General features: G+C 41.3%; 10 protein-coding genes. All 10 read left to right on the forward strand.

The annotated features are described in order from the left end of the window. Positions 1 to 10: 10 nt before the first annotated feature. The 10 genes from ACEVFT_RS06360 to ACEVFT_RS06405 all read left to right on the forward strand — a co-directional run bounded on the left by ACEVFT_RS06360 (position 11) and on the right by ACEVFT_RS06405 (position 10056). Positions 11 to 1378 (forward strand): cobyrinic acid a,c-diamide synthase CobB, encoded by a 1368-nt coding sequence (locus ACEVFT_RS06360; protein ID WP_393948796.1) that lies wholly within the window; start codon positions 11 to 13, stop codon positions 1376 to 1378. Next, positions 1371 to 2009, forward strand: a complete 639-nt coding sequence (locus tag ACEVFT_RS06365) for a precorrin-2 dehydrogenase/sirohydrochlorin ferrochelatase family protein (RefSeq protein ID WP_393948798.1) — start codon at positions 1371 to 1373, stop codon at positions 2007 to 2009. Before ACEVFT_RS06360 ends, ACEVFT_RS06365 begins: the two co-directional genes overlap by 8 nt. Beyond that, the gene (cobA, locus tag ACEVFT_RS06370; protein WP_205444165.1) at positions 2006 to 2773 is read left to right on the forward strand and encodes a uroporphyrinogen-III C-methyltransferase; all 768 of its coding nucleotides are present in this window, start codon (positions 2006 to 2008) and stop codon (positions 2771 to 2773) included. Before ACEVFT_RS06365 ends, cobA begins: the two co-directional genes overlap by 4 nt. A 33-nt stretch (positions 2774 to 2806) precedes the next feature. Continuing rightward, positions 2807 to 3367, forward strand: a complete 561-nt coding sequence (locus ACEVFT_RS06375; protein WP_205444164.1) for a nitroreductase family protein — start codon at positions 2807 to 2809, stop codon at positions 3365 to 3367. Between the two features lie 13 nt (positions 3368 to 3380). Then, complete coding sequence (locus tag ACEVFT_RS06380; protein ID WP_393948800.1) at positions 3381 to 3917, forward strand: cob(I)yrinic acid a,c-diamide adenosyltransferase; 537 nt, start codon at positions 3381 to 3383, stop codon at positions 3915 to 3917. A gap of 173 nt (positions 3918 to 4090) precedes the next feature. After that, positions 4091 to 5590, forward strand: coding sequence for a cobyric acid synthase (locus tag ACEVFT_RS06385; RefSeq protein WP_393948802.1), 1500 nt, complete (start codon positions 4091 to 4093; stop codon positions 5588 to 5590). Further along, a complete protein-coding gene (locus ACEVFT_RS06390) occupies positions 5587 to 6423 on the forward strand; it encodes a class I SAM-dependent methyltransferase (RefSeq protein ID WP_393948804.1) in 837 nt (278 codons plus the stop codon). The genes ACEVFT_RS06385 and ACEVFT_RS06390 overlap by 4 nt, the downstream gene beginning before the upstream one ends. Positions 6424 to 6520: 97 nt before the next feature. Continuing rightward, positions 6521 to 7453 carry a ribonuclease Z gene (gene rnz / locus ACEVFT_RS06395; RefSeq protein WP_393948807.1) on the forward strand — a complete coding sequence of 311 codons (933 nt, stop codon included), beginning with the start codon at positions 6521 to 6523 and terminating at the stop codon, positions 7451 to 7453. A gap of 312 nt (positions 7454 to 7765) precedes the next feature. Next, on the forward strand, positions 7766 to 9760 hold the full coding sequence (locus ACEVFT_RS06400) for a methyl-accepting chemotaxis protein (protein WP_393948809.1): 1995 nt from the start codon (positions 7766 to 7768) through the stop codon (positions 9758 to 9760). 65 nt (positions 9761 to 9825) lie between these two features. Further along, the gene (locus tag ACEVFT_RS06405; RefSeq protein WP_009370265.1) at positions 9826 to 10056 is read left to right on the forward strand and encodes a hypothetical protein; all 231 of its coding nucleotides are present in this window, start codon (positions 9826 to 9828) and stop codon (positions 10054 to 10056) included. Positions 10057 to 10401 lie beyond the last annotated feature (345 nt).

Here is a 10401-nt window from a genome sequence, read left to right on the forward strand (position 1 = left end):
GAGGAAGTCCATGCAAACAAATCGTTTTGTTCTAGCTGGTACGGGCAGTGGGGTAGGTAAAACTACTTTTACCATTGGACTGATGAAGGCATTACAAAATAAAGGAAACGTGGTGCAAGGCTTTAAATGTGGTCCTGATTATATCGATCCAACCTATCATACGGCTGTGACAGGCAGAGTATCACGCAATATTGATAGCTGGATGTTCTCACATGAAGCGGTACGTGATATTGTGGCACGCGCAAGTATGGATGCAGATGTATCCATTATTGAAGGTGTGATGGGCTTTTATGACGGTAAAAGCCCTTTATCGGACGCTGGTTCTGCTGCTGATATTAGCGTAGTGACTGAGAGCCCTGTTATTTTAATTGTCAATTGTGCTAGCATGGCACGCAGTGTAGCAGCGGTTGTTAAGGGTTTCCAACTACTATCAGATAAACCGAATATCGTTGGTGTTATTGCGAACCAGGTTGGTAGTGTCGGTCATTACGAAATTGCCAAGGCAGCTATTGAACAAGAATGCGGCATACCTGTGATTGGCTACTTAAAGCGTGAGGAAGGGATCGATATCCCGAGTCGTCATTTAGGATTAGTGCCTGCGATTGAAAGAGGAGAGCTAGATTCATTTTTTGATAAACTAGGGAACCTAATGGCAGAAACGATTGATTTGGACCAATTACTACATTTAACAAAGGCTCCTATCTTACAAGAATCTGGTCATTTATTTATGGAGGAGCCTTCACAAAATATTTGTATAGCAGTTGCAAGAGATGCGGCATTTAATTTTTATTATGAAGAAAACCTGGCTTTGTTACGTGCGAAAGGGGCAACACTACAATTTTTCTCACCGCTTGCTAATGAGCCTGTACCAGCAGAAGCAGATGGCTTATATATTGGTGGGGGCTTTCCTGAGGAATTTGCAGAGTCACTTGCGACCAATACAGTCGTTAAAGACTCTATTCGTGAAGCCATTGCCAAAGGTCTTCCAACATTAGCTGAATGTGGGGGCTTTATGTATTTAACAGAGGCGATCACAAATAGCCATGGCGAACGCTATGACATGGTAGGGGTAATTCCTGGAGAAGTGGCGATGCAAACAAAACTAGCAGCACTTGGTTATCGTGAAATTTTTGGCACAGCCGATAATTTCTTAATTGGTGCTGAGGAGCAAGCGAAGGGCCATGAGTTCCATTATTCCAAATATAATGGTTCTCACAACACAGCAGCCTACGAAACGATTGGTCGTTTTGGCAAAAAGAAAGAAGGCTATCAAGAAGGAAATTTAGTGGCTGGCTATACACATTTCCATTTTGTATCAAACCCAAAGCTAGTTGACAATTGGTTAACAGCTTGTAAGAAGGTGAAAAGTAATGACTAATTATTTTCCTATTCATATCAATCTAGAATATAAAACGGTAGTAATTGTAGGCGGCGGTCACGTGGCAACGCAGAAGGTAGCATCCCTGTTACCGGCAAAGGCAAACATCGTGATTGTCAGCCCAACCTTACATGACACATTACAGCCACTTGCTGAGTCAGGGCAAATTACTTGGAAGCAAAAGGAATTTGAACCGCGTGATTTAGATGATGCCATTCTCATTATCGCTGCAACGAATGTGACAGCAGTGAACGAAGCAGTTCAAGAGGCGGCCCAGCATTGGCAATTAATCAACCGAACAGATAAACAAAGTGAAAGTGATTTTATTACGCCTGCTACTGTTCGCCGTGGTCCATTGGTGTTAACTGTTTCAACATCAGGAGCAAGCCCAGGTCTAGCGCGCAAGATCAAAGCAGATTTAGAAGATCAATTCGATGATGCTTATGATGACTATGTATGCTTTTTACAGCAAGCTCGCTTAATGATTGCTGCTAAGTATGATAAAGGTCCACAAAGACGTGCAGCATTACAAGCGTTGCTAGAGCCAAACATCCTTGAATGGACACGTCATGGCGAGATTGATCGACGTGAAGCATATTTACAACAACTATTGATGGGAGCAGCGCAATGAAGGATGGAATTGTATATATCGTTGGAGCAGGTCCTGGCGATCCGAAGCTCATTACTGTGTATGGACTGGAATGTATTCAAAAGGCTGATGTAATTTCCTATGATCGTCTTGTGAATCCTAAATTGCTTGATTTTGCAAAAAAGGATGCGGAGCTTGTTTATTGTGGCAAATTACCTGGGAAGCATCATCTCATTCAAGATGAAATTAATGCATTACTTGTGGAAAAAGCTCAAGAAGGTAAAATTGTTACACGTCTTAAAGGTGGCGATCCTTTTGTCTTTGGACGTGGTGCTGAGGAAGCAGAGATTTTAAAAAATCATGACATTGCCTATGAAATCGTTCCTGGGATAACAGCAGGTATTGCGGCTCCTGCATATGCAGGGATTCCCGTTACGCATAGAGACTTCGCGACAAGCTTTGCCCTTGTGACTGGGCATGGACGTGAAGAAAAAGGACAAGATTTTTTGAATTGGCCAGCATTAGCTACAGGCATTGATACTGTTGCTTTTTATATGAGTGTTGGGAACATTGCCTACATCGCTCGAAAATTAATCGAAAACGGACGGAAGGCTACAACGCCAGTAGCGGTTATTGAGTGGGGAACAACTGCTCAACAACGCACGATTACAGGGCCGTTAGATGAGATAGCCAGCATTATTGAGCGTGAAGGGTATCATAACCCTTCTATGATTGTAGTGGGCGAGGTTGTCAATGTACGTGAAAAAATTCAATGGTTTGAAGAGCAGGGACTTACCTTTTCATAATCATCTTTTGAAAGAGCACAAGGAGGAAGCAATATGACTGTCATTGAAGCATTAAAAAAACGTCGAGCAATTCGTAATTACACAACACAATCGGTAGAGAAAGAAAAGATTGAGCAAATTTTACAGGCAGCAACCTATGCACCGAATGACCGTATGCGAGAGCCTTGGCATTTTTATGTCATACAAGATGAAGCCATGAAGCGTTATGAAGAAATGGCTAGTGCTTATTTACAAGAACGCTTCCCCACGAAGCCAAACCTAGTGGAAAGTTCATTGAAGGTTGTACAAACAACGCCTGTGGCCATTGTTGTAACAGCAGACATTGTAGAGGGCGATGCAGATGCGACAGAAGATAATGTTTTTGCCGTATGTAGTGCCATTATGTCTATGTGGTTGACAGCAGAGGAGCTAGGTCTTGGTTTTGTTTGGCGTACACGTGGTGTTGGCCTGGTGCATGATTCTCGTATGCATACGTTCCTTGGTGCAAGTGCCTCTCAAAAAGTAGTCGGCACAATATTTATTGGCTACCCACAGGAGCAAGAGCAAAGCGACAAGAAACGTACACCGTTTGCAGAAAAGACAACATGGCTGTAAGGAGGCTAACAGCATGGCAAGAAAAGGCTTATTTTTAGTATATACAGGTGAAGGAAAGGGCAAAACGACAGCATCCCTAGGTGTTACATTGCGTGCGGTGGGCCGTGGCTTAAATGTGCGCTTTATGCAGTTTATTAAATCACCTGAACGCACTTATGGAGAGCAAATTGCCCTTCGTAAGCTAGGCGTAGAAATGGAACAAATGGGCATAGGTTTTACATGGACAAAGACGCCTGAGGAGCATCGTGCTGCATTAGCCAAGGCTTGGAAAAAAACGAAGGCAGCTCTGCAGGATGATCGCATTGATTTATTGGTGCTTGATGAGCTAAATAATGCCCTGGCGATCACCAAGTTTCCAATCGATGATGTCCTCCCACTAGCAGAAGTCATCGAGGCAATCCAACAACGCCCCTCAACGATGCACCTGGTTGTCACAGGCCGAAGCGCGAACCCTGCGTTACTGGCAATGGCTGATTTAGTGTCAACCATTGATGCAACAAAGCATTACTATGATGAAGGAATCCCAGCAGTGAAAGGGCTTGAATTTTAAAGCCCCTCACTATTGCTGGATGAAAAATACCCGCGCTTCGCTATGAAATACCCGCGGAGCGAAGGGAAATACTCGCGCGTCGCGATAAAACACCCGCGGAGCGAAGGGAAATACTCGCGCGTCGCCATAGAATACCCGTGGAGTGAAGGCAAATATTACAGAGGAGAGTGACTATGCCAGCAAAATCAATCATGATTCAAGGAACGGCTTCCGATGTTGGAAAAAGTATGATTTGTACCGCACTATGTCGTATATTTTCAGATGATGGACTAAAAGTAGTACCATTTAAATCGCAAAATATGGCTCTTAATTCATTTGTTACGAAGGATGGCGGTGAAATCGGCCGCGCACAAGGGGTGCAGGCAGAGGCGGCTCGTGTTGTTGCAACGACTGATATGAATCCTATCCTGCTGAAACCGAAGCAAGATATGATGTCAGAGGTTATCGTTCATGGCAAGCATTTTTTAAATATGGATGCCAAAAGCTACCGCAATAATTTTGTACAGGAAGCGATGCCTATCGTGGAGAAATCAGTACGAACGCTACAAAATACATTTGATGTCATTGTCCTAGAGGGCGCTGGTAGCCCTGCAGAGATTAACTTAAAGGATCGCGATATTGCCAATATGCGAATGGCTCATTTAGCAGATGCAGCGGTTGTCCTCGTTGCTGATATTGATCGTGGTGGGGTCTTTGCCTCGATTGTTGGTACACTGGCATTGTTAGATGAGAAAGAACGAGCACGTGTGAAGGGATTAATTATCAATAAGTTTAGAGGCATGCGTGAATTACTGGATGATGGTTTGGCATGGGTGGAGCGTGAAACGGGCATTCCGGTACTTGGCGTGATTCCTTATGTCGATGTCAATATTGAAGCGGAGGATTCTCTCGCACTATCGTCACTACGCTTTAAAAAACCAAAGCCAGGCGAATTTGCTGTAGATGTAGCCATGATTCGGTTACCACGTATTTCAAACTTCACCGATATTGATCCATTTTTCGATGAGCCAGAGGTGGGTGTGCGTTTAATTGGTAATGTCAACGAGCTAGGTACACCAGATATACTCATTCTGCCAGGAACGAAAAGTACAATGGATGATTTAGCTTGGCTAAAAGCACAGGGCTTCGATCAAGCCATCAACCATTTACGTAATAACGGTACTAAAATTATTGGCATTTGCGGTGGTTTCCAAATGCTTGGTGAAACATTACTAGATCCTGAGGCAGTGGAGGGGAATGGCGAATCTGCTCATGGTCTTGGGCTATTACCGATGGAAACCATTTTTGTAGGTAATAAAAAAACGGTGCAAATGACAGGTGTAAGAGGGCAGGACACATTGACAGGCTACGAAATTCATCTAGGACGTACAAAAATTTTACGTGATGAAGTATCACCGTTTTTACAGTTAGAAGATGGAAGAAAAGATGGTGCGGTTAGTCATGATGAGCAAGTGATTGGCACGTATTTCCATGGCTTGTTCCATAATCGTACCTTTACTCGTCAACTCGTCAATGAAATACGAGAGAAAAAAGGGCTAGCTGCTTTACCGAGTGATGTGAAAAGTGACGCAGAACGAAGAGAAGATGCCTATAATATGTTAGCCGACCATGTACGAGGAAATCTTGATATGAAAAAAATATATGAAATTTTATCTATAGAGGTATCTGTATGACGAGAAAAGGACCGTTAGCCATTAACTATGAGGCATTATGGCAGGAAGGCATGAAGGATTGGCATGGCCATATGCCTGAACGAATGGTGAATGATCAGCTAGAGGAGCAATTTTGGGCGCAATCCGTAGCACGTAAAAAAATGGGGCAAACTGATCCTTATGCTACACGGATTTTTCAGGAGCTTCAAAAAAAGATTGAACCTCAATATTCTGTATTAGAAATTGGCCCTGGATGGGGCAATTATACATTTCCATTAGCTGATAAAGTGAGCAAGCTCACATGTGTGGATAGCTCCGAAAGCATTTTGCATTACTTACAACAGTGCATGCCCGAGAAGGAGCACGTTTCCTATATTCATGCGAAGTGGGAAAGTTTAGAGCGTGATGAGATAGAACCACATGATATCGTCTTAGGCGTGAATTGTTTTTACCGTATGTATGAAATTAAAGCAGCTTTATATCATATGAATCGGCTGGCGAAGAAGCGTGCCATTATTGGGATGACGACAGGGCCAATCCAGCCACATTATGAACAATTATATGAAAAATATGGCTATGACATAAAATTTCCTCGCAGAGATTATATCGAGTTTTTGAATCTTCTATATGAAATGGATATTTACGCTGATTGTCAAATTATCCCACTCGAACGTATTTATGAATATGAAAGCTATGAGCAACTTGTGGCAACGCAAAGTAAAAAAATATTAACGCCAAACTTCCAGCGAGCCCATGTGGAAGAATCACTTCTACCTTTTATTGAAGAAAAAGATGGACGTTATTATTATCGTCATGATTTTCATGCAGCACTTGTTTCATGGCAACCTAAATAATCAAGAAACCTTTGGAGAAACTGTACACCAAAGGTTTTTCTTATGGGAATGGATAAGGTACAATAAAACGATATAAACAAGAAGTGAGGTGGCATATGTGCAGCTACATTTTTTAGGGACAGGCGCAGGCATGCCTTCAAAAGAACGAAATACAAGTGCTCTGATGGTAAAGCTATTAGATGAAGTGAGTGAAATGTGGCTATTTGACTGTGGAGAGGCGACACAGCATCAAATCCTCCATACATCATTAAAGCCGCGGAAGGTTACGAAAATTTTTATTACACATTTACATGGTGATCATATTTTTGGACTGCCAGGCTTTTTAAGCTCGCGTTCCTTTCAAGGTGGGGATGAGACGCTAACGATCTTCGGGCCACCTGGTTTACAGCAGTGGATTGAACAAACATTGGCGCTATCGAAAACCCATTTAACGTATCCTTTACACTTTGTAGAAGTACAGGAAGGGATTATTTTTGAGGATGCTCATTTTACAATTCATGCTAAGGAATTGCGCCATGTTGTACCTTGCTATGGTTATCGAATTGAGCAAAAGGATTTACCAGGCGAATTATTAATTGATAAAGCACAGGCACTTGGCGTTCCAAAAGGACCTTTGCTCGGGCAATTAAAAAATGGCCATGATATCGTGCTTGAAAATGGCGATGTGATACACGCAAAAGATGTTGTGGCACCTGCCAAAAAGGGCTTTATTCTGTCGATTTTAGGCGATACGAAATATTGTGAAGAAGCCATCCAACTATCCGTGGGTGCTGATATCATTGTGCATGAAGCGACTTTTGATGGTACAACAACGGATTTGGCAGCAAGCTATGGTCATGCGACAAATGTAGAGGCAGCAAAAGTCGCACAGCAAGCAGGTGCACACTATTTATTATTAAATCATTTAAGTGCTCGTTTTCTACCATATGACTTACCTCAGTTTTTGGCTGATGCACAGGATATTTTCCCGAATACGCTCCTAACATCTGATCAAGCGGTCTATACGTGGCAACACAATAAATTATTTTGATATAATTATTAGATAAAAAACATCTATTAGTGGAGGATTCTTCTAATGGATGTTTTTTATTTGCAGTTCTAAAGATGTACTTAAATATTACTAATTAACCCTCAGAAATATGATTTATTTCTTTCTTTAACTAGTCTGAAATATACAGGCTATTCCTCTTGTAGATTTTATTTTGCAATTTTTACAAATTAATGACAATTTAAACTTCTTCAAAACTTATTATTTTATATTTAATAAATAGTTAATGAAATATATGGAAGTGATATTGTATGATGAAGTGGAAATAATCGTAATTTTTAGGGGGATCTCATCATGAGAAAGTCAATGAAATGGAAAATGCTTCTGGAGATTATGGGCATTGTAGTGTTCATTATAGCGGCATTTTCTATTTATATTTATCAAGCTACATATAAAAGTGAAAAAAGCAATGGAGAAGCAATCGCCAACTCCATTGTCATGGGGATGGAAGGGGCGATTCAATCTAGAGAAAAAGCAGAAGAAATCATGGAAAAGGAAATGATTGCTGAATCTGTGATGGCTGCTTACATAATTGATAAAGGCGCTACATATGAGGATTTAAAGGCTATTGCTGAACGTGGTGGCATCGATGAGATTTGGAGTACAGATGATAAAGGAAATACAACGGTGACATCTGTAGCTCCATCAGTTGATTTCAACTTTGGCGCTGATCCAAACGGACAAGCTGCTGAATATATGCAACTCCTAGATGGTAGAGCGAAAGAGGTTGTGCAAAAAGCACAAATTCGCGATGTTGATGATCAATTTTTCAAATTTGTCGGGGTAGGTAGCTGGAATCCAGCAACACCACAAATTGTACAGGTGGCTCGTCATGGACAGCAGCTACTAGATTTAGAAGCAAGTATTGGCAGCGCATCCTATATCGATCAACTGGACAATTATTTATCCTCAACTGTATTATTCGCTGCTATTGTAGATGAAAAAGGTCAAGCTATTGCCGCTACAGCAGAAAAAGATTTAGCGGATATTGGTTTTGAGCCAGCCCAATTTTCAGCACAAAAGTCGACTGAATTTTCAGGGCGCTATGATGGCACACGTGTCACGCAATATATAAAGCCATTATCAAACGGTACATACTTAGCGATTATTGTATCCAATGCCGTCCTATCACAAATTTTAGTGGGTACAATTGTGGCTTCATTGATCGTTGTCTGTGTGATTTTCTTCATTACGGGCCTATCTATTTCCAAACAAGTATCTCGTATTTTAAGTGTGCGAAATTCCTTAGAGGAAATTAGCAAAGGTGAAGCAGATTTAACCAAGCGCATTCCGATCCATGCGAAAGATGAAATTGGCCAATTAGTGACATCATTTAATGGGATGATGGATAATTTCCAACAAATCATGTGTGAATTAAAGCAAGGGGCCAATCAAATAAAAGAAGCTACCTATACGATTCAAGAAAACGCCCATGAAACACTAGATTCAGCCGCAATGATCCAAGGAGAATCCAGTCAGGTAGCTCAGGCCTCCTTTGCTCAACAGAATAATACAGCAGACAGTGCGCACTCAATGGAGGAATTGGCACGCAGCATTCAATATATTTCGGAATCCATTGCAGAAATTTCTAGTATTTCTCGTAATACCGAGGAAAATGCCGATAATGGATTACAAATTATGGAATCCTTACAAAAGCAATTAGTGACTATTCATGAGAAAACGAATTTTGCGGTGATTGGTACACAGGAACTTGAAAAATTGTCTACCATGATTGGGGAATTTACTAATGTCATTACGGGAATCTCTGATCAAACGAATTTATTGGCATTAAATGCATCCATTGAAGCAGCACGTGCTGGTGAAGCGGGTAAAGGCTTTGCCGTTGTAGCAGAAGAAGTGCGTAAATTAGCTGAAGATTCTAAGCGTGCAGCGGATAGAATCACACAGGTGGTGATGAATGTCCAAAAGGAAACGGCCAATATTGTAGTGACCATCCAAGCGACAGCGGATGTATTACATGCAGGACGTGCGATCGTACAAGAAGCACAACAATCATTTGAAGGAATTCATAATGATGTACAGGTGTTAGCAACACAAGTAGATTTAGTATCTAGCTCAACCGAGGAAATTGCTGCAAGTACTGAGGAGGTAACAGCTACTATGGAAGATGTTTCGCTACTTGCCAAGCAAACATCGCAAAGTGTTGATGCCGTTGCCCAAAAGGCTAAACATCAAGCGGAAAATATGGAGAGCATGACCGCATTTATCGATCAATTGAATACAACAGCGGAAAACCTCCAACTATCAGCAGGCAAATATAAAGTATAAAAGGAAAAATATAGTACGATAAATCACTAGATTCCCGTATAATTGAAAAAAGGGGTGTGGTTTAAATGAATCAACAAAAGATGCCGCCAGCATTATTGCGATTAATCGTTATTTTTCCAAATGTGCTGAGCTATTTACTATTATTCGGTCTAATTATTTTTGTCATGACAAATTATGAAACATTAAAAGCGACAAATAATTTAACTGTGTGGATTATTTTTATTGTCGTATTAGCACCCGCTGCTGCCTATACGACTTTCAGCATCGTGAAAAAAATTCGGGCAGGGCATATGTAAGAATATCAACGACTTCCTATTCAACGTAATAGGAAGTCGTTTCATATTGTTGAAAAACAAAACCATCAATAGAATTTTTGTGAAAGGTGAAAATGGTTTCCGTTGCAGGCTACTTGCTTTCCTTTGGGCGAGCGCCGAGCCGCTTCCTCCGCTACCGCTCCGTTTAGAGTTTTGCCTGTCTCGCTATCCCACGGGAGTCAAGTAGCCTTCCACTCCAACCCAGAAAACGTAATCTTTTTAGCAAAGGTTTTCAAATAAAGTGAAGGTCTTCACTACTCATTTTATGGAGGGATGTTGTCATTCATCACTTCTCTACATTGAAAATAAAAGCCTATCCTTTTTCTA

The sequence above is a fragment of the Lysinibacillus sp. PWR01 genome (genome assembly GCF_043359455.1).
In the GTDB taxonomy this organism is placed as follows: domain Bacteria; phylum Bacillota; class Bacilli; order Bacillales_A; family Planococcaceae; genus Lysinibacillus; species Lysinibacillus fusiformis_F.

What these genes read in the sequence shown, in the direction of transcription:
- ACEVFT_RS06360 (WP_393948796.1), top strand. Translation starts at nt 11, where the DNA reads ATGCAAACAAATCGTTTTGTTCTAGCTGGTACGGGCAGTGGGGTAGGT.
- cobA (WP_205444165.1), top strand. Translation starts at nt 2,006, where the DNA reads ATGAAGGATGGAATTGTATATATCGTTGGAGCAGGTCCTGGCGATCCG.
- ACEVFT_RS06390 (WP_393948804.1), top strand. Translation starts at nt 5,587, where the DNA reads ATGACGAGAAAAGGACCGTTAGCCATTAACTATGAGGCATTATGGCAG.
- ACEVFT_RS06385 (WP_393948802.1), top strand. Translation starts at nt 4,091, where the DNA reads ATGCCAGCAAAATCAATCATGATTCAAGGAACGGCTTCCGATGTTGGA.
- ACEVFT_RS06380 (WP_393948800.1), top strand. Translation starts at nt 3,381, where the DNA reads ATGGCAAGAAAAGGCTTATTTTTAGTATATACAGGTGAAGGAAAGGGC.
- ACEVFT_RS06405 (WP_009370265.1), top strand. Translation starts at nt 9,826, where the DNA reads ATGAATCAACAAAAGATGCCGCCAGCATTATTGCGATTAATCGTTATT.
- ACEVFT_RS06365 (WP_393948798.1), top strand. Translation starts at nt 1,371, where the DNA reads ATGACTAATTATTTTCCTATTCATATCAATCTAGAATATAAAACGGTA.
- ACEVFT_RS06375 (WP_205444164.1), top strand. Translation starts at nt 2,807, where the DNA reads ATGACTGTCATTGAAGCATTAAAAAAACGTCGAGCAATTCGTAATTAC.
- ACEVFT_RS06400 (WP_393948809.1), top strand. Translation starts at nt 7,766, where the DNA reads ATGAGAAAGTCAATGAAATGGAAAATGCTTCTGGAGATTATGGGCATT.